Origin of the sequence: Novosphingobium sp. KCTC 2891 (assembly GCF_025938155.1) — a bacterium.
Classification (GTDB): Bacteria; Pseudomonadota; Alphaproteobacteria; order Sphingomonadales; family Sphingomonadaceae; genus Novosphingobium.
On record NZ_JAPCZG010000017.1, the window covers coordinates 15,929 to 39,345 of the forward strand.

Below are 23,417 nucleotides of genomic sequence, written 5' to 3' on the forward strand. Positions count from 1 at the left end.
TTTCGTTACCGAATGGTCCGATTGACGCGTAAATTACCCCTGATCCAAAAGTCAGGTGCGTTACTCAAATGGTTAGGGCATCAAGCTGTCATGCCCGAGCAGCCCACCAGGCTGTCGCAACAGGGAGAGGGGAAAGTCATGTCTTCACATCGGAAAACCACGCTTCGTCGCGCCTTCGTCGCAGCGCTGCTGGCGGGCGCCGCCTTTGGCGATGCTGCTTATGCCCAGGAGCAGGCTGCCGACACCGGCGGCATTCAGGATATTGTCGTCACCGCGCGCAAGCGCGTCGAGACGACCCAGGATGTGCCGGTTGCCGTCACGGCCATCTCGGCCGAAAAGATCCAGCACTACGACCTGAGCAGCCTCGAGCGCGTGGCGGCGCAGACGCCCTCGTTCGTGATCGGTCGCGCTCCGTCGGGGTCGGGCGCGACGCTCGTGCTGCGCGGCATCGGCTCGAACACCACGTCGATCGGGCTTGAGCAGTCAGTCGCAGTGATCGTCGATGGAGCCTACTATGGTCAAGGCCGCACCATCAACGAAGGCTTCTTCGATCTCGGGCGCCTCGAATTGCTGAAGGGGCCGCAGGCGCTGTTCTTCGGCAAGAACGCGACCGCTGGCGTGGTGTCGATCACCACCGCCGATCCGGGCGACCGGCTCGAAGTGATCGCGCGCGCCGGATACGAGTTCAAGGCGCGGCAGGTGGTCGGCGAAGCGATCGTTTCGACCCCGATCAGCGATACCCTGGGCTTCCGCCTGGCGGTGCGCGCCAGCAAGATGGGCCGCGGTTACTACGACCAGCTCGGCGCTGATCAGGTCTACCCGACGATGGACCGCACCTCGACCGCGCAGGTCGTGATCCCGACCAAGCACACCTCCGGCCCGGCGGGCGACGGGCGCGGCGATGAGGTCTACGTGCGCGGCACACTGAAATGGCAGCCGACCACCGACTTCACCGCGACGCTTAAGGCCAACTACGGCGCCAACAACTCCAACAATCCCAGCGCATCGTCGGTGTACTACTATTGCCCGACCGGCAACGCGGCTGGCAATCCGGCCATTCCCTGCACCCGTGCCTTCCAATCGTCGGCCAATCGTTTCCCAACCGATATCGCCGCCGTCATGCCCTACGCCAATGCCGACGGTCAGACCGGGAACAAGTACCGCAGCTGGGCCGTCAACCTGAACCTGCAATATCAGCTCGACCACGTGACGCTCAGCTCGGTCACCAACTACAACTGGAACCGCAACATCTTCCAGTTCGACGGCGACAGCCTGTCGCGGGCTGGCGCGCCGGGTGTTTTCGCGACCGAGTATTCGACTTACCACGCCTTCTCGGAAGAAGTTCGCGCACTGACCTCGTTCGAGGGCCCCGCCAACCTGATGCTGGGCGGCTATTACCAGAAGACGCAGCGAGACTATCTCGCCTGGACCGCTTCGGGCGGGCTTGAAAACAGCGCCGCGACGCCGGGCTATCGCCGGTATCTCGCCAACAGCAAGGATAGCCAGACCAAGGGCGAAACCGTGGCGGTATTCGGCCAGGCCATCGTCAAGCCGGTCGAACAGGTCGAGGTCACCGGTGGCGTGCGCTACACGCACGAGACCAAGGACAGCTACTTCCTCGAACCGTACTCGCACCCGATCCGCGTGACGCAGGGTATCTTCCTGCCGGGCACGACGATCAATTCCAATCTCTCGTTCGATGACTGGTCGCCCGAAGCGACGATCAGCTACAAGCCGAACCGCAACATCAACATCTACGCGGCCTACAAGACCGCCTATAAGTCGGGCGGTTTCTCAAACTCGGGCATTCTCAGCCCCAACGCCGGCCTTGCCGATTTCGAATTCGATCCCGAAAAGGCTCGTGGCTTCGAGGTAGGCATCAAGACGATGCTGTTCGACCGTCAGTTGCGCTTCAATGTCAACGCCTACACTTACAAGTACACTAACCTGCAGCTCGACTTCTTCCGCTCGGACATCTTCGCCTTCACGACGATCAATGCCGGTTCGGCCCGCACCAAGGGCGTCGAGCTGGAATTCGAGTTCGCGCCGCGTGCGGTTGACGGCCTGAACTTGCACGGCACGCTCAACTACAACCGCGCCCGTTATGGCAATGCGATCGGCGCGCCATGCTATGCCGGTCAGACGCGCGATGCAGGTTGCAACCTTGTCTACGTCAACGACGGCACGCCCAATGGGACCGCCCGGCCGTTCAACGCGGCTACCGACGTATCCGCGAACCGCCAGAACCTGAAGGGCAAGCCGACGGCCAACGCGCCTGAATGGTCCGCTTCGCTCGGCGTCGGCTACGATACGCCCGTTGGTTCGGGGCTAAAGCTCGGGCTCTCGGTCGATAGCCGGTATTCCAGCTCCTACCTGGCCACGGCCTTTGGCAATCCCTTCACTCGGCAGAACGCCTACGTGAACCTCGACGCTGCGATCCGTATCGGCACCGAGGACAAGCGCTGGGAACTGGCGGTGATCGGCAAGAACCTCACCAACCGTTGGTACGCCACAGGCGGGACCGATGCGCCGAACACCGGTGCAGGCACCGGCACGACTGCAGGCGTGATCGCCGACCAGATCGGCTTCGCCACGCTACCCCGCACCGTGCAGGTGCAGGTAACCTTCCACTACTGAGCTCCTCCCTGATCCGGTCGGCCCGAACCTCCCTACGGGTCGGCCGGATCCTTTTCCCTTACCATCCGCCCGCCAATCCCGGAGAGTCCGATGCCCAGCCTCCAGCCGACCCCTCCCATCCTGCGCCGCAAATTCCGCCTCGTTTGCGCCAGCGCGCTGTGCGGCGTGCTCGTGCCTGCGGTCGCATTCGCACAGGTCGATCCGCTGGCGGGCAAGGTCGGGCGCACCGTGGCTGAAACGCACGCGCCAGCATGGCCGTCCAATCCGGCCGCCCCCAAGGGGGCTCCGAACGTAATCGTGATCATGACCGACGACGTCGGCTTCGGCGCGACCAGCACGTTCGGCGGTCCCGTCCCTACGCCCGCGTTCGATGCGCTGGGCAAGGAAGGGCTGCGCTACAACCGCTTCAACACTACGGCGCTGTGCTCGCCGACGCGCGCCTCGCTGCTGACCGGGCGGCTGCCGCAGAACGTGAACATGGGCAACGTGACCAATCTGCCCACCGGCTATGACGGGTACACGTCGGTGATCCCCAAGACCGCCGGGACCATGGCCCAGATCCTCAAGGAGAACGGCTACAATACGGCAATGTTCGGCAAGAACCACCTGACGCCGGACTGGGAAATGAGCCCGGCCGGGCCCTATGACCGTTGGCCGACGGGCCTCGGCTTCGAATACTTCTACGGCTTCATGTCGGCCGATACGTCGATGTGGGCGCCCAGCATCACCGAGAACACCCTTCCTGTCGAACCGCCGCACAACGATCCGGCCTACCACTTCGAAAAGGACATGGCCGACCACGCGATCCGCTGGATGCAGACGCAGAAGGCCGCCGCGCCCGACAAGCCGTTCTTCATGTATTACGCACCCGGCCTGTCGCACACTCCGCACCATGCGCCCAAGGAGTGGATCGACAAGTTCAAGGGCCAGTTCGACCAGGGCTGGGACAAGCTGCGCGAGGAGACCTTCGCACGCCAGAAGCGGCTGGGCGTGATCCCGGCGGGCACGCAGCTTACCCCGCGCCCGTCCTCGCTGCCGGCATGGAGCTCGCTCAAGCCCGAGCAGAAGAAGGTCTATTCGCGGTTGATGGAGATCTACGCCGCGACCGTCGCCTATTCCGACTACCAGACCGGGCGGCTGATCGATGCTGTGAAGGCCAGCGGCCAGTTCGACAACACGCTGATCGTCTACATTGAAGGCGACAACGGGAGCAGCGCCGAAGGCGGGCTCAACGGCCTGTCCTACGAGCAGTCGGCCATCACGGGGCGCAAGGAGAGCTTTGCTGAACTCGCCGCCAATATCGACAAGTTCGGCGGCCCGGACATGTACAATCATTTCCCTGCTGCCTGGGCTTGGGCGATGAACGCGCCGTTCCCGTATTGGAAGCAGGTAGCCTCGCAGGCCGGCGGCGTACGCAATGGCATGGTGATGTCCTGGCCTGCCCGCATCGCCGACAAGGGGGCGGTGCGCTCGCAGTATGCACACGTCAGCGACATCATGCCGACCGTGCTCGAGGCAGCGGGGATCGCCGCGCCCGAAACCCTCGATGGGGTGAAGCAGCAGCCGGTCGACGGCATCAGCCTGGCCTACAGCTTCACCAAGGGCGATGCGCAGTCCGCGCGCCGCCAGCAGATCTACGAGATGATGGAGAACTTCGGCATCTACAAGGATGGCTGGATGGCCGGCACCCTGCCCAAGCGCATGGCCTGGGAAGTGGGCGTGGGCGAGGATCACAAGATGGCGGTGGGTCCTGAACAGCGCAACTGGGTGCTGTTCAACATGGACAAGGACTTCTCGACCGCGAAGGATCTCTCCAAGTCCAACCCGGCCAAGCTCAAGGAAATGCAGGACCTGTTCTGGGTCGAAGCGGCGAAAAACCACATCCTGCCGATCCACGACTGGAGCGAGGGCACGCAAGGTAGGCCGAGCCTTGGCCGCACCCGCACGAGCTTCGTCTACAAGCCCGGCACGGGTACGATCAACGAGGACGCGGCACCGCACACGATCGGGCACAGCTTTGCAATCGACACGGACCTGACCGTGCCGGCGGCCGGAGCCAGTGGCGTGGTCATCGCCCAAGGCGGCAAGTTCGGCGGCTACTCGCTCTACCTCAAGGATGGCCGCCCCGCCTTCCATTACAACGCGCTGGGTCCCGACCAATATGCCATCCTTGCCGACGCGCCGCTCGCCCCGGGCGATCATACCCTGTCGGCTGATTTCAAGGCCGATGGCTCAAAGCTCCGCAGCGGTGGCACGCTGACCCTACTGGTGGACGGCAAGCCTGTCGCGTCGGGCCGAGTGTCGCAGACGGTCGCCGGCTGGATGTCCCACACCGAAGGGCTCGACATCGGCTCCGACCCGATCACGCCCGTCAGCCCGGACTACGCCAGCGCGACGAGCGCCTTTACCGGAACGATCAAGGAAGTACGCTTCAGCATCAAGTGAGGACGGCGTGAGCGGTGCAATGATCCATCTCGACGGCGGAACCTTCATCATGGGTTCCGACGATCACTATCCGGAGGAGCGCCCCGCCCGGCAGGTCAAGGTCGATGCATTCGCCATCGACGCCACACCGGTGACGAACGCGCAATTCTCGCGCTTCGTCGCCGAGACGGGTCATGTCACGCTAGCCGAACGCGCGCCTGACCCTGCGATGTATCCGGGCATTCTGCCCGAGATGCTGCACGCCGGGTCGCTGCTGTTCACGAAACCGGGCGGCCCGGTGTCGATGGACGGCCTTGGGCAGTGGTGGAGCTTTTGCTTCGGTGCCGACTGGCAGCACCCCGAAGGACCAGGCAGCACCATCGCCGGGCGCGAGGACCATCCTGTCGTCCATGTCGCCCACGAAGATGCGCTCGCCTATGCCGCATGGGCGGGCAAGGCACTGCCGACCGAAGCAGAATGGGAATTTGCCGCGCGCGGAGGGTTGGATGGTCGCGCCTACGCTTGGGGCGACGACCTGGCGCCCGACGGACGGATGCTCGCCAACACCTGGCAGGGGCAATTTCCCTGGCAGAACCTCGCGCTGGACGGTTTTGAAGGCACCTCTCCAGTCGGCAGCTTTCCGGCCAACGGCTTCGGCTTGTTCGACACGATCGGCAATGTCTGGGAGTGGACCGACGACTGGTATGCCGATCGCCCGAGCGAAGCGCGAAAATCGGCCTGCTGCATCCCAGCCAACCCGCGTGGCGGCGACGAGGCGGGCAGCTTCGATCCGTGTCAGCCCGAAATCCGTATCGGCCGCAAGGTGCTCAAGGGCGGCTCACACTTGTGCGCCGAGAACTATTGCATGCGCTATCGCCCTGCGGCGCGCTATGCCCAGCCGATCGACACGTCCACGTCCCATGTCGGGTTCCGCTGCGTCAGGCGGTAGGCGCGGTGGCACCCCCACCCTGCAATGCCGACACGTCCTGCGGCGCCATCGGCGCCAGCATCGTCGCGATCATCATTTCCATGCATTCGGCCAGTGCGGCAGCGGGCGGCAGGTTGTCCGTCAGGGTGGGTTCTGCAAAGAAATCCAGATTGTTGATGAACATGCCGAGGCAGGTGCTGCTCCGCATGCGCACGACGGCCGTCGGCATGTAGTGAAGGCGCTCATGCAGTAGCGCGATAGTCGCGGAAAGCGCCGGGACGATGGTCGGATCGTCATCCGCCGGATGCACGCGGAACCGCGGCCACATCCGGAACAGGTATTCGCCCAGAACACGCGCAAAGCTGCGATTGCCCTCGTCATCAATGATGTCCAGCAAAGGCAGGCACAGGATTTCCAGATGTCGTCGGACGTCAAGGCGCTGCCCATGCTCGATCGCATCGGCCAGCATCCGTTCGCGCATCGGCTCCATGGATATCGACCTCCATTTCAGGAGGTCCTTCAGAAGATTTTCCTTCGACTGGAAATGATACTGCACCGCGTTGGTGTTGGCCTTGCCCGCCTCTTGCGCGATCTGCCGCAGCGACACGCTCTCGATGCCGTGCCGCGCGAAAAGGCGCTCGCTCACGCGAAGCAGTTCCAGCCTCGTCCGGTCTGATCGAGAGAGCCGAGCCCCCTCGGAAGCGATGCTCGTGTCGCGCAACCTTGCCATGCCCTCCTCTAGCCCGCCCGCATCCGGGTATCCACTCCTGCGCCTAAATATATCGTGTGGCTTAAAATATGGCGATATCTCGCGCTTTAGCAGCGGAATATCCCTGATTTTTAAAACAGGTGACGTAAATATGATCGAAAGGCACACCCCGGGTGGGACGCGGCAATGGGCATTGGCCGCGCGCAGGGAGTGGAAGATGACAAAGTTCCAGAGTTTTCGTGGGAAGGCCTTTCAGGCCGGGCTGTGCGCTTCGGCGGCCGTCCTGCCGCTGCTGTCGACCACGGCCTACGCGCAGGCCGCCGATGCTGAAGCCATGGCGCAGGCCAACGCGCAGCACGATGGCGCAGAGGGCGAAATCATCGTCACCGCGCGCAAGCGCAACGAAAGCATGGTCGATGTGCCGGTGGCGATCTCGGCGCTGTCGGCCAAGGATGTCCAGCGTTACGCCGTCGCTGATCTGACCCAAGTCGGCCAGGTCGTGCCGCAGGTCATCATCGCGCGCTCCAGCGGGGCGGGCTCGGGCGCGTCCTTCATCATTCGCGGCGTCGGCTCCTCGCAGGGGGACACCGGCATCGAGCAGACCGTCACGCTGAACCTTGACGGTATCCAGCTCAGCCGAGGCCGCGCGGTCGGGCAGAGCTTCTTCGATGTCCAGCAGCTTGAAGTGCTGAAAGGCCCGCAGGCGCTCTTCTTCGGCAAGAACAGCCCGGGCGGCGTGATCTCGATCCGCAGCGCCGGTCCCACGAAGTCGCTCGAAGGCTACCTTCGTACAGGGTACGAGTTCCAGACCGACGAACGCTATGTTGAGGCGGCCATTTCCGGGCCGATCAACGACGCGTTCGGCTATCGCGTTGCTGTTAGGGGCAGCGGGTTCGACGGTTATGTGCGCAACGCCGCCAAGGCCGGGACCAGCCCCCTGTTCCCCAATGATCCGCTACCTGCCCCCGATCGTCGCCAGCCGGGCGGCGAGGAGTACCTTGGCCGGATCACGCTGCAATACGATGCCGGGTCGGACTTCCGATCCACGCTGCGACTGTTCGGCGCGACGAAGACGGAAAACGCGCTGGCACTGGCCGAAACCATCGGTTGCACGGACAAGCCCAAGACACTCGGGATTGTGGACCCGACCGGCGACTGCAAGCTGGACGGTGTGCGTTCGGTCGCCGCGATGCCGGCTTCGCTGGCCACCGATTTCGCGCGATCAGGTGGCGGTCAGCCTTATGCGAAGAACCGCTTCGTTCTTGCCTCGTGGAACAACGAGCTGGATCTGGGCGATCACGTGACGGTCACCGCCGTCACCGGCTATTACAACTACCGCTTCACCGCATTCGACGAGTTCAGCTACAGTTCAATTGGCGGACTTTGGACCAGCTTCCTCGAAAAGTACCACTCGTTCTCGCAGGAATTGCGCGTCGCCACCAAGTATGATGGTCCGGTGAACATCGTCGTTGGCGGTCTGTTCGAGGACTCAAAGCGTCACAACGAGGTCGTCAACCTCCAGCTGAACCGCCCGGCCGATCCTGCGAACGGGCGCCGCTACATCAGCTCCAGCCAGATCGAGAACCGCGGCCGAACCTATTCGCTGTTCGGGCAGGCGACCTGGAACATCCTCGAAAACCTCGAACTGGCCGGTGGTGTGCGCTGGACCCGCGAGACCAAGTCCACGGACATGGTCAACGATTATGTCCATCCTACCGCCAATGCGGTCAACCCGCTCAACCGCCGCGCGCAGGGGCTTGTCCTGTCCTCGGACTTCACGGACGAGAACTGGTCCCCCGAAGCGACCCTGAGCTGGCATCCGATCCGCCGGACGACGCTCTATGTCGCCTACAAGACCGGGTACAAGTCCGGTGGCTTCTCCACACCGCAGGGTGGTGTCCCCGGCACGTGGGACAGCACGACGCCGGCGTTCGGCTCCGAAACCGCCAAGGGCTTCGAACTGGGCGCGAAGGCTGAACTCATGGGCAACCGGCTGCGGCTCAACGCCGCGCTTTACGACTATCGGTTCAGTGATCTGCAGCAGACCTCGTTCAATGCGGCTACGTTCCTCTATTCGATCCGCAATGCAGCTTCCGCCCGCACTCGGGGGTTCGAGGTCGATGCCAACTTCGTGCTGTCCGACGCAGTGACGCTGCGCGCCAGCGCCGCCCACAACGATGCCCGTTATGGCACGTTCAAGCTGTCGCCGTGCTGGTCGGGTCAGACCGCCGCGCAAGGCTGCATCGGCGGCATCCAGGATCTGAGCGGCACGGCGCTGGCGCGGGCGCCGCGCTGGAACCTTGCGGCCGGGACGACGATCGAGCTGCCGGTTGGCGATCAGCTCAAGGTCGGCCTGACCGGCGATGTCACGCACAGCACGGGCTACTGGATGCAGGAAACGCAGAACCCGAGCAGCTGGCAGAAGGCCTTCACGAGGATCGATGCCAGCCTGCGCTTCGGCGACATCGACGATGTCTGGACGCTCGCGCTGATCGGGCGCAACCTGACCAACCGCTGGATCGGCGTTGCGTCCACCGACAAGCCTCTGGGGGCGGTGGGCGAAGTGTCCGTGTCGACCGCCCGCCCGCGCGAAGTGATGCTGCAGGCATCGTATCGCTTCTGAACCTTAGGCGGCCGGGCCGCGCAGGAGCGGCTCGTCCCCTCGACAACCGGTGGAGATCAACATGGTGATACGCGCATCGCTCGCCACGCTTCTGGCCCTGTCTGCCTCGCCTGTCCTTGCTCTCGATGCGCAGGCGGTGGCGCCATCGTATGATCCCACCCAAGCCGACCAGTACCAGTCCGCAAGTCTGCCGGACACAGTGCCTGCCGTGCCGGAGGCGCGGCAGGCACTGGCGCGGTCGCTCGCATTCCAGGCCACGCTGTACGGCACCGTTGCGGTGCTGGAATTTCGCCAGCTCTATCAGCAGGCCGTCGATCGCGCCGATCCGCAATTCGTCGGCTTCAACGCCTTTGCGCACGGGCGCTCGCTCGCCGGACCCGGCTACAAGCCGTTCAAGTCGCCCAACGCAGATACGCTTTATTCCAACGCCTACCTCGACCTGCGGGACGGGCCGGTGCTGTTCGAGGTGCCCGATACCGCCGGCCGCTATTTCACCGCCAACTTCCTCGACATCTATGGCAACGCGACCAACATCAGTGCGCGCCTTCACGGCACGAAGGGCGGTCGGTTCCTGATCGCAACTACCGACTGGAAAGGCGATGTGCCCGAGGGCGCGACGCTTTTCCGGGTGACCACGCCGCTTACCTGGATCCTGCTGCGGGTGCTGGTCCATTCTAACGCGGATGTCGGCGCTGCCGTCGCGTTGCAGGATCGCTTCCGGCTCACACCGCTCGCTGCGACCGCGCGCCCCACGCAATGGCCAGATGGCCGTGATGAAAGCGCTGCCGGGTTCATGCGCATCCTCGATTTTCTCCAGCGCACCTGCGGGCACCCGCTGCGCGAGGATGCGCTGGTGCACGGTTTCCAGCCTATCGGCATCGTCGGCGCGCGACCGTTCGACGAGGTCATGGCCGATGGACCGACGCGCGCCGGGATCGAGCAAGGCTTTTCCGAAGCGCAGGGCGTGATCAAGGCGTCGATGGCGCAGAACGGCCGAAGGGTGGGCGCCTGGTCCGATCCGCTCGACATCGGCCGCTATGGCTTCAACTATCTCTATCGCGCGGCGGTGAACACGCTTGGCACCGGCGCCAACGTGGTCGATGAAAACCACCCGTTCACATCGTTCGTCGATGCCGCGGGCGAGCGCCTCGACGGATCTCGGTCGGAGTATCGGCTGAAGCTCGCCCCGCCGCCGCCCGCGCGCTATTTCTGGTCGGTCACGGTCTATGATGCGACGACCCGGGAACTCTATCCCAATGCCCTCGGGCGCTATCTCATCAACGATCGGACACCCGGGCTGAAGCGTGAAAAGGACGGCTCGGTGTCGATCGTCTTCACCCATGCCACCCCGAAAGGACGTGGTGAGGCCAACACGCTCCCCGTCCCTGCGGGTCCGTTCTACGTGGCCATCCGCGCACAGGGGCCGGAAGAGGCCATTCGCAATGGCACTTGGCACCCCTCTGCGATCGAACGGATGGCAACACCTGCAGCGGGAGCGAAATAATGCGCACGGACATGCTACTTCTCGCGCTTGCCCTCAGCACCGCCATCGCGGCGCCTGCCCCCGTGCTGGCGCATGAACCGGCCCACGTATCGCGGATGGACGTCACCGCGGTCGAGCAACTGGCGCTGTGCGCCTATATCTGGGGCATGCCGCTCGTCGAGGCGGCCCTGATCCGCGAACGCTTCACGCAATCGCCGCCACCCGGAGGCGCCGCAGCCACGCCCATCAACCAGTTCAAGCACCGGCGAACGCTGGCCGGACCGGAAATGCGGGTTGGCGTGGGGCCGAACAACGACACCATCTATTCGCTGGCATGGGTGGACCTTGCAGGCGGCCCGCTGGTGGTAACGACACCGGATTTCGGCAGCCGCTATTACACGTTCTCGATCAACTTTGCCGATTCCTCGGCCGAACAGTCGCTGGGCCAGCGGACCCATGGCGGCCAGCTTCCGCCGCTGTTCCTGCACGGGCCGGGCTACAAGGGCCCCGTTCCTGCCGGGATGGTCGATGTTCCCAGTCCCACCCGCTACATGAATGTCGCGGGGCGCATTCTGGTCAGATCCCCAGAGGAATACCCGCAGGTCCACGCCCTTCAGGACAAGCTCGCGATCTATCGGTGGGAAGACTGGCGCAAGGGCCTTAAGGTTCCGGCGCCGGACGTCCCCGCCCGAGACATCGCGCGGGGACCGGAAGGTACGCCGCCTGCCCTGCAATTCTATTATCAGCTGGGATCGGTGCTTCAGGACTGGGTGGTCCGCCCACAGGAGCGGGCCATCGTCCACCAGCTTGGACGCCTCGGCATCTCGACGCGCGGCGGGTTCAATCCGGCTCGGCTCACTGCATCTGAAGTGGCCGCCATCGTGCGTGGCCATGATCGGGCCAAGGAGGAAGTTCGCCAGGCGTCGCTGCGGCTCGGCCTCGAGCGCAATGGCTGGACGACGAATTATCGCGGTCCACGGTTCGGGACGGATTATCTGCTGCGCGCTGCCGTGGCCAAGGACCAGATCTATGTCGCCGTGTCCGAGGAGGCGGTCTATCCCATCGCCAGAGTAGACGCCAACGGGCGCAAGCTGGATGGCACGCACCGCTATCGCATCCATTTCCTGCCCGGCCAGCTCCCCCCGGTGGATGCGTTCTGGTCGATCACCGCCTACGACGATACGGGGTTCATGATTCCCAACTCGGCGGGCCGTTATTCGGTAGGGGACCGGACCCATGGACTGGCGATGGATCGCGATGGCGGGGTAACCATCGAACTGTCCTCGGCGCCGCCCGCCGCAGGGGCCGCGGTGAACTGGCTGCCCGTTGCCCCCAAAGCGCCCTTTTATCTGATGATGCGGCTCTACCGGCCCAGACCGGACGTGCTGGACCGGACCTGGCTGCCGCCTGCAATCGAGCGGATAGACGGCTAGGACCGGATGTTCCCTGACCTGCACGCATCTTAGTGCGTGCGGCTCCGCACCCAGTCAGTCCAGTCGGGTGGCGAAGTTGTCGTATAAATTTATTATTACTATTCAGAGGTATATTTTGGGAAAAGGGTACTTGCAACAGTGCTGGATACCCTCGTTCTTACCAATGGATCAGCGCTGCTCTCATCTGTCCTGCGTCAACGGGCTGGCAGCGCGACACGCTAGGGACCAGACGCTTGCTCTCAGAGGCCGATCTTATTGGTGGGGGGATATGCGGACGAACCTGCCAGCTGCGGGTAAGTCCCAATGTCGGCCCTTCACGACTTCAAATGCGCTCGCCCCACCGCTTGCACAGAACGATTTATCGCAAAATGGAATCGAACCGAGTTTAAATTCTTGTTCGCTGGTACTTTTGATGGATTTAAGCTAGGAAATGGAAATAATTTCAATTTAAAAACAATATCTTAAACATTCTATTCGACTCCGTCCCCGGCACCATTGGACCTCTCCCAAGCATTAGCAGCGGTTCAACGGCCTTTCGGAATATTCTGAATTCGCTCCTTGGCCGAACGTCCGAGGCCAAGGACGTCCTCGGGCGACCGATTGCGGCAGCGGAGATTGTCAGTACCGGCAGACGCCAGACATCGCGGCGAGGGTTGCGCCGGCATAAGGGTGCCAGAGTCGCCAAGCACAGCCACCACCGCTAAGGTGGGTCATGCTCCAGATTTTGATCGATGCCGATGCGTGCCCGGTAAAGGATGAAACCTACACGGTGGCAGCACGCTATACCGTGCCAGTGGTGGTCGTCAGCAACAGCCCGATCCGCGTGCCACCCAGCCCCTCGATTACGCGCAAGGTGGTGGGCGATGCGTTCGACGCCGCCGACGACTGGATCGTCGAACATGCGCGGCGGCACACCGTCGTCATCACCGCCGATATCCTGCTGGCGGATCGTTGCCTGAAGCTGGGCGCTGTCGTCATTGCCCCCAACGGCCGGCTGTTCACCGATGCGACAATCGGCAATGCGGTGGCCGTGCGGGCGATTATGGCGGACCTTCGCGCCGGCGGCGAACGGATCGGCGGCCCGGCCCCGTTCAGCGCTGCCGACCGTTCGCGCTATCGATCGAGCCTCGACGAAGCACTGGTCAAATTGCGCAGGTCGGTTTGACGCCGCTGCAGCATACCGTGCAGCATTCCCGTCGTGCCCTTCCATTCGCCGCATGAAAGCCGATCATCGCCATGGACCAAGATCACCTGCTGAGCCCGGTTTCTCTCGACACGGTGATCGCGCGTGCCAGGGCGCAATCGCTATCCGCCATGCTGCGCCGCGCTGCCGAACGGCATGGTAGCCGCACCGCGATCATCTGCGGCGATGTGACATGGAGCTATGCTGAATTCACCCGGCTGGTCGATGCCCTCGCCGCAGGGCTGCGCGGGCTGGGCGTGGCGCCGGGCGACCGCGTCGCGATCCTGGCGCGCAACAGTCATGCCTTCATCGCGCTACGTTTTGCCATTGCCCGTGCTGATGCGGTGCTGGTGCCTGTCAACTTCATGCTCAATGCCGAAGATGTCGGTTACATCCTCGATCATTCGGGCGCGCGCGTACTGTTCGCTGATGCCCAGACCATAGACACCGCACGCGCCGCACGCGTTTCCGGGGTCGAACACCTGTTCGGAATGGATGGCGAAAACGCGCCGCCGCCCACAGGCGTGCCATCATGGCAGACCCTCGCCGTCGATGCCGTGCCCGAACCTGAACAGCGCGGCGGCGAAGAGCTGCTCCAGATTGTCTATACCAGCGGCACCGAATCCCGGCCCAAGGGCGCGATGCTGTCGCACAATGCGGTGTTGTGGCAGTATCAGGGCTGCGTCATCGATTGCGAATGGACGTCCGGCACGGTGGCACTGCACGCCATGCCGCTATTCCACTGCGCCCAGCTTGACGCGATGATCGGCCCTGCGCTGCACGTCGGCGCGACCAATATCATCACCGGATCGCCCGCCGCCGACAATATTCTCCGCCTGCTCTCCACGCACCGGGTCACGTCCTTCTTCGCGCCGCCGACCGTGTGGATTTCGCTGCTGCGGGCACCGCAGATCGACCAGAGCGATCTGTCGCAACTGGTGAAGGGATACTACGGCGCATCGATCATGCCGGTCGAAGTGCTGCGCGAACTCCGCGAGCGCTTGCCCGCATTGCGCCTGTGGAATCTCTACGGCCAGACCGAGATCGCACCCGTCGCCACCATCCTGTTCCCCGAGGAACATGCCCACCGGCTGGGCTCCGCAGGCCGGCCGACGCTGCATGTCGAAACCCGGATCGTCGACGATGCCATGGTCCCTGTGGCGCCGGGCGAAATCGGCGAGATCGTCCACCGCTCGCCGCAATTGCTCAGTGGGTACTGGAACGATCCCGAACGCACCGCCGATGCCTTTGCCGGCGGCTGGTTCCACAGCGGCGACTTGGGTACGCTCGATGCAGAAGGCTACATCACCGTGATCGATCGCAAGAAGGACATGATCAAGTCCGGCGGCGAGAACGTCGCTTCACGCGAAGTGGAAGAGGCACTCTACCGCCATCCTGCGGTCAGCGAGGTCGCGGTGATCGGCCTCCCCGACCCGCGCTGGATCGAGGCGGTGGCAGCCGTTGTCGTCGTGCGCGACGGCCACTTCCTGACCGACGCGGACATTCTCGCCCATTGCGGTTCGCTGCTGTCGAGCTTCAAGATCCCCAAGCGGGTGATCTTTGCCGACACCCTGCCCCGCAACGCCAGCGGCAAGATCCTCAAACGCGAATTGCGTGACAGGATTTCAGAGGAACAGCGTCACAACGCGTAAAGCACATCACGCCACCTGCGGACGCTCAACGGGACGTAGGTCCGGTAGAATGATGTTGCCGAGGCGATCCTTGGGGCTCCCATGCGGCAACGCGTTCGGCGCCGGTGACGAACCTCGTCCCCCAGGAAGCTCCGCTTGCCCTGTCGATTAAGGTCTCTGGCGGAAAGGGGGAAGTAAGCCCGCGGTCAGGCCATGTGGCCGCCGCAATTGGCATAGAGGACCTGGCCGGTGAACACGGCCGCACGGGGCGACGCCAGAAACAGTACAGCTTCGGCGATTTCATCGACTTGCGCCAAACGCCCCAGTGGCAAGCTTTGCGTGACAGCCCGCACGGCGCCCGTCGTATCGCTCGCGATCAGGTCGCGCACCGACTCGGTCAACGTAGGCCCCGCCGCCACCGCATTGACGCGCACTGCCGGGGCAAGCTCAGCGGCCAGGCTGCGCGTAAAGGCTTCCACCGCCGCCTTGCTGGCGCTGTACGCCGCAAGGCCGGGTGTGGGAAAGCGTGCTGCGGTGGACGACATGTTGACGATGGCCCCGCCACTACGTCCAAGCTCGCCAGCAGCGGCCCGGCACATACGGAAAGTCGCGCCGATATTTGCGGCCATGGTCTGTTCAAAATCGGCATCGCTCGTCTGTTCGACCAAAGCTGTCGGATACCAGCCCGCGATATTGGCCAGGATATCAAGTCGGCCGCAGACATCCACAGCGGTGGCCACGGCGTGTTCTGCCGTGTCCGTGCCATTGGCGTCCCCCACCACCACGCGATGCGACTGGCCTTGCTCTTGGGGAAGGGATTGCACCGCCGATTCCAGAGCAATCCTATCGCGCGCAACAGCAATGATCGACGCGCCTCGTGCGGCAAAAAGGCGCGCAACTCCCAGTCCGATGCCACGCGAAGCCCCGGTAACAACGGCCACCTTGCCGGCGAATTCCAATTGCATCACCTGTCAGATTTCCCGGCTCGTAACCGCACCGTTACGATCAATGGCGATACGCACAGTGCCCAAGCCCCCATTGCGCGTGCAAAGCCCGACATACCGGATCGTCTTGCCCTGCAGAGCGCCCATCGCCCTATCGCCCAGCTGGTAGAGATGCTCGCCATGTGCAACCCCGACCCACGTGCCCCCGACTGCCAATTCCAGCGCGACGGCCAGCGTTACGAACCGCCTGACCTTCGGCCGGCGCAAGAAGGCGCTCAGGCGGCGATAGATCGTGTCCGGATCTTCATCCGGGCGAGGACGCGCCAGCCCCAGAAAGACAAGCCAGCCTCGCACGATCGCCGTGATGTGCGCCATGATCAAGGCCGCGATCATGCAGCACAGCATGGCTCAGGCGACCGGTGTCAGGGTGAGCGTGCTGCGCTTGTCGAGGTCGAATTGCAGGCTGGCATTGCCTGCGGCGTCGGCAGTCAGCGATTGCCCGGTCTCGCGCACGCGATAGGTGCGCCCCGGCACCAGCCGCCCGAAGCCCAACTGCGTCCGTACCGGTTCGCCTCCCGCACGAAGCACGAGATCGAGCGACTGACCGTCGCTGACCGCCCGGGTGACGATGACATCGGGATAAACCGCCCCCGTCAGCAACGGCCCGTTTTTCCAGGCCTCCGGCAGTCCCTTGTTGACCATGTCGCGCATCGTGTTGCGGCGGGTCCAGGTCAGCATATCGGGCATGTCCGGCCCATGGCGTTCGATCAGCGAAGCGCGCGTGGCGGCGATGATTTCCTCGTCGCCCATTTCCAGAGCGGCCCACAGCACCATCGTCAACGGGTTCATCTCGGGCCACTGGTCGAACGAGAAGTTCGCCGGCTTGCGCGTGTCCCAGCCCAGCGGGAGCAACTTGAAGTCCAGCGTGCCGTCGGCCCTGGGCTTGATGAAGTCCTGCTTCAGCACCTGCCACAGGCGCTCCGCCTGGTCGGGAGCGTGCGGGGTCAGGAAGCGGATGCCCCAGGTTTCGCCGAACAGGCCCGAAAGGCTGGGCACGGTGAAGCCGAACGGAGAGGAGGTGCACACCTTGATGCGACCATCGGCCATCATCATTTCATCGCGCATGGTCTGCTCGAAACGCTGGTCCACCGGCCGCAGCAGATCCGTTCCGTGCCGCGCGTCGTGCAGCGCCAGCGATGTGCGGCCCACCAGGTTGCACATCGAATAAATCCAGCGCGGCTCGCACGGGAACCAGCCGAGGTCATAACGACCGAAGTTCTTCTGCACTTCCTTCAGCATCGTCTCGTGGCTGTAGGGAAACGCGGTCTTCTCGTCCCAGCGGAAGGTCAGCGCGCCCGGCGCGGAAAAGGGCGACGTACCGCTGGCGGTCTCGAACAGCCCCAGCGACACGCCAAGGAAGCCCGACAGCATGATGTTGTCGATCTCGACCGGGTTCTTCGAGATGCTGAAGTTGCCCCACAGGCTTTCCCAGAACCAGTAGTTCCAGGTCTTGCGGTCGATATGCTTGCGGATCAGGTTTTCCTGCGCCGTGTTCAGATAGCCGTGGAACGCGGGCAATTGCGTGTACTGGCCGAATGCGAGATTCCAGCTCATCGTGCAGATCTGGTAACGCAGCGCGCCATCCTGCCAGGTGTCGTTCATCGCGAACCCGGTCCAGTCGTCCACGTCCTGCAAGGCAAGGTCGAGCATCCGGCGGTATTCGATGATCTGCCCGTCGGGCATCTCGGGCGAGGCTTCGATCGACGCCTCGCGCAGCACCGGCTCGGCCTTGGCCAGAACCGCATTCAGCTGCGCGCCGCGCGCTTTCTGCTCGGCAAAACGCTTGCGGCGGCCCAGCGCCAGCCAGCCGTAGAACGCTGCCATGCCAGCCGGAACCGCATATTCCATCACGGCCACACCTTCGCGGCCCTCGATCCACGCGGCCGAGAGCAGCGCAGTGCCCACCAGCACGCCCGGAGGCCCGACGATAACCCCGCGCGCCCACCAGATGAACAAGATGACGGCAAAGCAGACCATCGAGACGAGCGCGCCGATCACGCCGACGATCCCGCCGGCATAAAGGAACCCGCCGCCCGGCATGACCAGGCCAAGACCGAACGCTTTCCACTGCGCGCTCATGCCCAGCAAGACCGGGGCAAGGCCGGCAAGGAACACAGCCGCCAAAGCCAGCTGGAACCGCCGCAGACGATAGGTCGTAAGGGGCCCATGCGGCTGCGTTCGAGCCGGAATGAGCGGAATCTTGTCGACGATCAACCGCGCCTCTGCGGCGGATTCCCGGCTGGATGACGTCTGGCCAAGGCCAAGGGTTGCTTCGTCGACTGCCTGCGTGGCCATCGTCCATCTCCCGAAGAGCAAGGGTCGCCACCTTTCCGGCAGCCGTGATTCGCTCAGGTATATTTGGTACTACGATCCCGTCGAACGACAAACCCCCGGAGGACCAAGGTCATCCGGGGGCGTCGCGACCTCGTCAGTAGCGGTAGCTGACCTGTACGCCGTAGGTCCTCGGCATCCCCGCGTAGCGGACGATGGAGGCCAGGGTATCCTGCGTGTTGGTCCAATAGTAAGTGTTGCCCACGTTGCGGACATAGGCGCCCACGCGGACCTTCCCCTCGTTGAACTCCACACCCGCGCGCAGGTCGACCAGCGTGTAATCGCGCATTTCAAAGCGATTGTCCGCCGTCACGCCCAGCGATGTATTGGTGTTGGCCAGCGCCGTCGTCGAGCTGCTGTTATGGGTCACCGAGGTACCGAAATAGGCCTTGGCCGTGTCGGTCACCGGAACCTTGTATTCAAGGTCGCCGGTAAGCGTGAACTCAGGCGCATAGGGGAAGTGCTGGCCGGCAAAGTCCTGCAACTGGCCCAGAGCGTCGTATCCGCTGAAATCGGTCACCTTCGTCTTGATGTAGGTACCGCCAAGGCTCAGCGTCAGGCCTTCCACGGGGCGGGCCAGCAGCGAGGCTTCGACACCCCACAGGTGGCTCTTGGGAACCTGCACAAGGCCATCGAGCGTGCCGAACACCGGATCGGGCAGGCGGCCGCGAAGCTGCTTGTCCTTGTAATCGTAGTAGAACCCCGCAGCGGTCAGTTCGAGCGCATGGTTGGCAATCGGCGCCTTGAAGCCGGCTTCATAGGCCAGCACCGATTCCTGCTTCACAGGCGCATAGCCACGGTAGCTGGCGACCGAAGCCGTCGGGAAGCTGCCTTCCTTGTAGCCCTTGCTGACGCGAACATAGAGCAGCGTGCCGCCGTCGGTCTTGTAGTTGAGACCGGCGTTCCACGAAACGTTGTGCTCGTTCAGCTTCTGGTGCAGCGCGTTCGGACCATAGGGCACGAAGTTCGGATCGAAGGTGATGCACTCGCCTTCCTTCACGCTGGTGCCGAAGATCGTGTTCCACCACACCGCCGTGTCGCCGCCGAAATCGTGGGTGCAGCCCACGAAGTTGCGCTTGCTGTCGGTGTAGCGTGCGCCGCCGATCAGGGTCAGGCGCGGCATGATCTCGTATTCCGCGTTGAAGAACACGCCGAGGTTCCGGGTGTCCTGCGCGGAATCGTTGTAGGTCAGAACGCCGCGTGGTGCGCCCGGAATGAACCACAGCGGGTTGGACGAAGGCCCTTCGCTGAAGTTGTAGAACAGACGGTCATACGTGTCCGCGCGGTTGTAATTGGCACCGATGATGAAGTTCAGCTTGTCGTACTTTCCGCTGATGCGGAGTTCCTGGTTGAAGTTCTTGATATGGCCGGTGGTGTTGGTGTCGGCCGTGGCATACTTCGAACCGTCGAAATCCTGAACGGAATCCGTCTTGTAGTGCGAATAGGCCGAGATGCTGGTCAGCGTCAGGTGATCGTCGATTTCATAATCGGCGCGCACGCTGGCCTGCCAGAAGTCGTCGTTGCGGCGCAGCGGGCGGCCGAAGATGCCATAGCTCCAGTCGGCTGCGCGGGCGTTCTGCGGCGCGCGCGGATAGTTCTTGAAGTTGGTGGCGTCGGGGCTGCCGCAGGTGCCCGCGGTCGAACCGGCGCAATCGTCCGATTGCAGCTGCGCCGCCTGGGTGTCGCCGCGATCGCGCCAACCGTTGAGATTGATCTGCAGCTTCAGCTTTTCGCTCGCCTGGATATCCACCAGGAAGCGGCCCTGCCACAGGTTCTGCTTACCCAGCTCGTCATGGCGGGTGTAGCTGTACTGCCAAGGGCCGGACTGCACCGTGCGCACGGCAAGGCGCGCCTTGATATTCTCTGAAATCGGGCCGCTGACAAAGCCCTGAATGTCGCCGGTGTTGAAGCGGCCGAAGCTGGCGTCGACGCCGGCGGCGAAGTGGTCGGTCGGCTTGGCGACGACGTAGTTGATCGCGCCGCCAGTGGTATTCTGGCCGAACAGCGTGCCCTGCGGACCCTTCAGCACTTCGACGCGCTCGATATCGAAGGCCGCGCCGCGCGTGGTGGCCGAGAACGGCAACGCCACTTCGTCGGTGTAGACCGCCACCGTGGGCGAAGCCGAGAGCGTGGTTTCATAGAAACCGATGCCACGCAGGGTATAGACCGGCGTGTTGAACGGCGAAGGCTGCACGGTCAGACCAGGCACGATCTTGCCAAGGTCGGTCGGCGAACTGATCCCGCGCGCCACCAGCGAATCGCCCGAGGCAGCCGTGATCGACAGGCCCACGTCATTGATCGACTGCGCACGCTTGTTCGCGGTCACGATGATTTCGGCATAGCCGGAATCCGCCGGTTGCGCCGAAGCCTGCGGCACGGCTTCCTGCGCATGCGCAGCAGAGGCAATCCCCATTGCCACGAACGACACAGTCGCGGCCAAGAACCAGTTTTTGTGCGCCATTTCAGCACCCTCCCATTTTCTTGTTGCCCAGTCCGACTTGGATTCCAGACCGCATTCAACCTGATCGATATCTATCGGCCAATTCCATCTGTCAATATCGTTCGACGATTTCGTGATATGGAAGTGCCGGATAATTTTGCGCGCGGCGTGGACGCGTCACCAAAGAATAGCTAGGAATAGCGCTAGGCAGGACGCGTGAAAGGCTTGGAATGGCCACGAAAATACCGACCAAGGACATTGAGGTGGCGCTCGAACCAACCCCCGAAGGCGCAAGCGAATCATCCGGCAGCGCGGCGGACAAGGTGTCCGACACAATCATTCGCGGCATTCGCAGCGGAACATTTGTGCCCGGCCAACATCTCGTGGAGCCCGACCTGACCCGACGCCTCGGCATCAGCCGCGGCTCGCTGCGCGAAGCCTTGAAGCACCTGGCCGCCGAAGGCATCGTCACGCTCAATCGGTTTCGCGGTGCCTACATCGCCTCGCTCGACCGCAAGGCCATTCTCGACCTGCTGCAGACGCTGGAACCGCTTTGCTCGCTGGCCGCGCGCCTTGCCGCCGAACATTGCCAAACCCCCGAACAGGTCCGCCAGGTTCTCCAAATCGCGGCCGAAATCGAAGATGCCAACCGCGCCAAGAACCGCGGCCTCTATCTTGAACGTCGCCGCCAGTTCTATTCGGTGATCGTCGAAATCGGCGGCAACCAGGAACTGGAGCGCGCCATGCCTCTGACCCGCACCGATCTGTTCCGCGCCCAGATCGAGCCCATCCAGTCAGACCGCCAGCGCAACCGCCATGCATCGGGCTACAGCAAGATCGCCAAGGCGATCACCGATCGCAACCCCGCCGCTGCCGTGCGGGCGGTGCAGCGCCACTTCGCAGGCACGCGCCAAACAATCGAAGAACTTCCGGGCGAGGCCTTCCACGACGTCGCCCCCTGATTTTCATGCAATTTTACTAGACGAAATCGTCGGACGCTTTTACCACCCTGACCGGGAGTAAAAACCGAAAGGCGGTGGCATGATTCTGATCGCGGCGATCTGCCCGAACACGGCCAACAGCCGGTTCCGGGCGGCTTATCATATCAATCGGCCTGCCCCGCTCGCACACGAGTTGCTTGAACGCCGCGGCCGGCCGGGGCTCTCCGCCTCCATCGGCGTCGCCGCGATCGATGGCGCAGCGCGCCCTTTCCGCGCCAATTCCGAGATACCCTGTCCCACGCGCAACGCATTCGACGCCGCCGTCGTCGAGTGCGGCGATGCGCTGTTTGGCGACATTCCGAACCACACCAAAGTCACGCCGGTGCTGCAAACGTGCTGCACGGCCATCTGAGCACGCAAATAAAAAATGGGAGCCTGAAAATGGAGAATGTCCTGCGCAACGATTCGCCCAGGTACGTGCGCAATGCGATGGAAGACATCGGCATGATCACCGCGCTCGATGAATTCCTCAACCACCAGATCGTCGATACTTTCGCCTCGGTCAGTACTTCCGAACACAGCTGGACCGAAAAGATCTGGACCGCCATCGTCCGAAAGGACGGCACCATGGGCATCGATTTCGGCCTTGGCCGCTATCACAATCGCGGCGTGCTTGATGCCTGGGGTGCCGTTTCGCGCGGGGCAGAGCAGTGGACCGTGCGCGCCAACCGCGAACTGCGCGACGACCCGCTCGTCACCGAAGTCGGCCCGCTGACCTACGAGATCATCGAGCCGCTGCGCAAAGTCCGCTACGCGTTGGCGAAGAACGACATCCAGCCCATCGCCTATGACATCACCTTCACCGCCGAAATGCCGCCCTTCTTCGAAGACCGGCACAAGCAGCGCGAAAAGGACGGCTTCCGCATCGGTTCCGACGTGGTCCGCTACCACCAGATCGGCGTGCCCTCCGGCTGGGTCGAACTGGAAGGCGAACGCATCGAGATCCGCCCCGAGGAATGGACCGAATACCGCGACCATTCGTGGGGCACCCGGCTCGACGTGGGCGCCAATGCCACCGACATCCGCCCCACCGCAGATTTCGGCGCCGCCCGCTTCGGCGAAGGCGAATTCATCCTGATCTGGAGCCCGTTCATGGTCATCTCGCCCAATGGCGAGAAGGTGGCCTACCACATCTATCACATGGCCAAGCAGGGCCGCGTGTTCTACTCCTCTGGCTATCGCAACCTGCCCGACGGCACGCAGGAAAAGATCAGCCGCGTCCGCCCCGAACTGCGCTATGACGATGTCACCCGGCGCCTGCTCGGCGGCAGGCTGCACTTCGACATGCAGCAGGGCGATACCCGCACCATCGAGGTCGAGGTCGCAGGCCCCGCCGGTGTCCACCTCGGCCCCGGACTTTACCTCGGCTTCGACGGGCGCAAGCACGGGTCTTGGCACGGCGAGTTCCTGACGGAAGGCGAATACTTTCCCAACACGCTCGACCGCGAAACCTTGAAGCGCATCCGCCAGGTGCGCGATTGCCCGATCAAGGTGCGCGAAGGCGACGCCACTGGCTATGGCATCATGGAAACCATGATGCACGGCGCCCATCCCGAACTCGGCCTCACCGCCGAAAACACGCTGATCTGA

At 63.4% G+C, this 23,417-nt stretch carries 16 protein-coding genes; 11 read left to right on the forward strand and 5 right to left on the reverse strand.

From position 1 onward, the window contains the following. Nucleotides 1-138 precede the first annotated feature (138 nt). From OLX02_RS19010 to OLX02_RS19020, 3 genes are all read left to right on the forward strand, one after another. Nucleotides 139-2,637 carry a TonB-dependent receptor gene (locus OLX02_RS19010; protein WP_264425403.1) on the forward strand — a complete coding sequence of 833 codons (2,499 nt, stop codon included), beginning with the start codon at nt 139-141 and terminating at the stop codon, nt 2,635-2,637. A gap of 90 nt (nt 2,638-2,727) precedes the next feature. Then, nucleotides 2,728-5,082, forward strand: a complete 2,355-nt coding sequence (locus OLX02_RS19015) for a sulfatase-like hydrolase/transferase (protein ID WP_264425405.1) — start codon at nt 2,728-2,730, stop codon at nt 5,080-5,082. A 19-nt stretch (nt 5,083-5,101) separates the two neighbouring features. After that, nucleotides 5,102-6,010: a formylglycine-generating enzyme family protein gene (locus OLX02_RS19020; protein ID WP_264425447.1), complete on the forward strand. Its 909-nt coding sequence runs from the start codon at nt 5,102-5,104 to the stop codon at nt 6,008-6,010. Here OLX02_RS19020 and OLX02_RS19025 read toward each other — a convergent pair. Further along, nucleotides 6,000-6,719: a TetR/AcrR family transcriptional regulator gene (locus tag OLX02_RS19025; protein ID WP_264425407.1), complete on the reverse strand. Its 720-nt coding sequence runs from the start codon at nt 6,717-6,719 to the stop codon at nt 6,000-6,002. The genes OLX02_RS19020 and OLX02_RS19025 overlap by 11 nt on opposite strands. A gap of 196 nt (nt 6,720-6,915) precedes the next feature. Here OLX02_RS19025 and OLX02_RS19030 point away from each other — a divergent pair, with 196 nt between their 5' ends. The 5 genes from OLX02_RS19030 to OLX02_RS19050 all read left to right on the forward strand — a co-directional run bounded on the left by OLX02_RS19030 (nt 6,916) and on the right by OLX02_RS19050 (nt 15,072). Next, nucleotides 6,916-9,321, forward strand: a complete 2,406-nt coding sequence (locus OLX02_RS19030) for a TonB-dependent receptor (RefSeq protein ID WP_264425409.1) — start codon at nt 6,916-6,918, stop codon at nt 9,319-9,321. A 61-nt stretch (nt 9,322-9,382) separates the two neighbouring features. Beyond that, entirely contained in the window at nt 9,383-10,825 is a 1,443-nt protein-coding gene (locus OLX02_RS19035) for a DUF1254 domain-containing protein (RefSeq protein WP_264425411.1), read from the forward strand. Then, nucleotides 10,825-12,237, forward strand: coding sequence for a DUF1254 domain-containing protein (locus OLX02_RS19040; protein ID WP_264425413.1), 1,413 nt, complete (start codon nt 10,825-10,827; stop codon nt 12,235-12,237). The genes OLX02_RS19035 and OLX02_RS19040 overlap by 1 nt, the downstream gene beginning before the upstream one ends. Nucleotides 12,238-12,949: 712 nt before the next feature. Next, the gene (locus OLX02_RS19045) at nt 12,950-13,402 is read left to right on the forward strand and encodes a YaiI/YqxD family protein (protein ID WP_264425414.1); all 453 of its coding nucleotides are present in this window, start codon (nt 12,950-12,952) and stop codon (nt 13,400-13,402) included. A gap of 71 nt (nt 13,403-13,473) precedes the next feature. Beyond that, the gene (locus OLX02_RS19050) at nt 13,474-15,072 is read left to right on the forward strand and encodes a fatty acyl-CoA synthetase (protein WP_264425417.1); all 1,599 of its coding nucleotides are present in this window, start codon (nt 13,474-13,476) and stop codon (nt 15,070-15,072) included. A 185-nt stretch (nt 15,073-15,257) separates the two neighbouring features. Here the strand turns inward: OLX02_RS19050 and OLX02_RS19055 are convergent, their stop codons facing one another. The 4 genes from OLX02_RS19055 to OLX02_RS19070 form a co-directional block, all read right to left on the reverse strand. Next, entirely contained in the window at nt 15,258-16,016 is a 759-nt protein-coding gene (locus OLX02_RS19055) for an SDR family NAD(P)-dependent oxidoreductase (protein WP_264425418.1), read from the reverse strand. A 6-nt stretch (nt 16,017-16,022) separates the two neighbouring features. Beyond that, the gene (locus OLX02_RS19060; RefSeq protein ID WP_264425420.1) at nt 16,023-16,388 is read right to left on the reverse strand and encodes a hypothetical protein; all 366 of its coding nucleotides are present in this window, start codon (nt 16,386-16,388) and stop codon (nt 16,023-16,025) included. Between the two features lie 15 nt (nt 16,389-16,403). Then, a complete protein-coding gene (locus OLX02_RS19065; protein WP_264425421.1) occupies nt 16,404-18,350 on the reverse strand; it encodes a hypothetical protein in 1,947 nt (648 codons plus the stop codon). A 133-nt stretch (nt 18,351-18,483) separates the two neighbouring features. Further along, complete coding sequence (locus OLX02_RS19070) at nt 18,484-20,847, reverse strand: TonB-dependent receptor (protein WP_264425423.1); 2,364 nt, start codon at nt 20,845-20,847, stop codon at nt 18,484-18,486. A gap of 209 nt (nt 20,848-21,056) precedes the next feature. Here OLX02_RS19070 and OLX02_RS19075 point away from each other — a divergent pair, with 209 nt between their 5' ends. The 3 genes from OLX02_RS19075 to OLX02_RS19085 all read left to right on the forward strand — a co-directional run bounded on the left by OLX02_RS19075 (nt 21,057) and on the right by OLX02_RS19085 (nt 23,417). Continuing rightward, nucleotides 21,057-21,788, forward strand: a complete 732-nt coding sequence (locus OLX02_RS19075; RefSeq protein WP_264425425.1) for a GntR family transcriptional regulator — start codon at nt 21,057-21,059, stop codon at nt 21,786-21,788. Between the two features lie 79 nt (nt 21,789-21,867). Further along, nucleotides 21,868-22,179 (forward strand): hypothetical protein, encoded by a 312-nt coding sequence (locus tag OLX02_RS19080; RefSeq protein WP_264425428.1) that lies wholly within the window; start codon nt 21,868-21,870, stop codon nt 22,177-22,179. Between the two features lie 29 nt (nt 22,180-22,208). After that, the gene (locus tag OLX02_RS19085; protein WP_264425429.1) at nt 22,209-23,417 is read left to right on the forward strand and encodes a hypothetical protein; all 1,209 of its coding nucleotides are present in this window, start codon (nt 22,209-22,211) and stop codon (nt 23,415-23,417) included.

Coding starts and splice junctions, on each gene's coding strand:
- OLX02_RS19010 (WP_264425403.1), top strand. CDS start 139: ATGTCTTCACATCGGAAAACCACGCTTCGTCGCGCCTTCGTCGCAGCG.
- OLX02_RS19015 (WP_264425405.1), top strand. CDS start 2,728: ATGCCCAGCCTCCAGCCGACCCCTCCCATCCTGCGCCGCAAATTCCGC.
- OLX02_RS19020 (WP_264425447.1), top strand. CDS start 5,102: ATGATCCATCTCGACGGCGGAACCTTCATCATGGGTTCCGACGATCAC.
- OLX02_RS19025 (WP_264425407.1), bottom strand. CDS start 6,719: ATGGCAAGGTTGCGCGACACGAGCATCGCTTCCGAGGGGGCTCGGCTC.
- OLX02_RS19030 (WP_264425409.1), top strand. CDS start 6,916: ATGACAAAGTTCCAGAGTTTTCGTGGGAAGGCCTTTCAGGCCGGGCTG.
- OLX02_RS19035 (WP_264425411.1), top strand. CDS start 9,383: ATGGTGATACGCGCATCGCTCGCCACGCTTCTGGCCCTGTCTGCCTCG.
- OLX02_RS19040 (WP_264425413.1), top strand. CDS start 10,825: ATGCGCACGGACATGCTACTTCTCGCGCTTGCCCTCAGCACCGCCATC.
- OLX02_RS19045 (WP_264425414.1), top strand. CDS start 12,950: ATGCTCCAGATTTTGATCGATGCCGATGCGTGCCCGGTAAAGGATGAA.
- OLX02_RS19050 (WP_264425417.1), top strand. CDS start 13,474: ATGGACCAAGATCACCTGCTGAGCCCGGTTTCTCTCGACACGGTGATC.
- OLX02_RS19055 (WP_264425418.1), bottom strand. CDS start 16,016: ATGCAATTGGAATTCGCCGGCAAGGTGGCCGTTGTTACCGGGGCTTCG.
- OLX02_RS19060 (WP_264425420.1), bottom strand. CDS start 16,388: ATGATCGCGGCCTTGATCATGGCGCACATCACGGCGATCGTGCGAGGC.
- OLX02_RS19065 (WP_264425421.1), bottom strand. CDS start 18,350: ATGGCCACGCAGGCAGTCGACGAAGCAACCCTTGGCCTTGGCCAGACG.
- OLX02_RS19070 (WP_264425423.1), bottom strand. CDS start 20,847: ATGGCGCACAAAAACTGGTTCTTGGCCGCGACTGTGTCGTTCGTGGCA.
- OLX02_RS19075 (WP_264425425.1), top strand. CDS start 21,057: ATGGCCACGAAAATACCGACCAAGGACATTGAGGTGGCGCTCGAACCA.
- OLX02_RS19080 (WP_264425428.1), top strand. CDS start 21,868: ATGATTCTGATCGCGGCGATCTGCCCGAACACGGCCAACAGCCGGTTC.
- OLX02_RS19085 (WP_264425429.1), top strand. CDS start 22,209: ATGGAGAATGTCCTGCGCAACGATTCGCCCAGGTACGTGCGCAATGCG.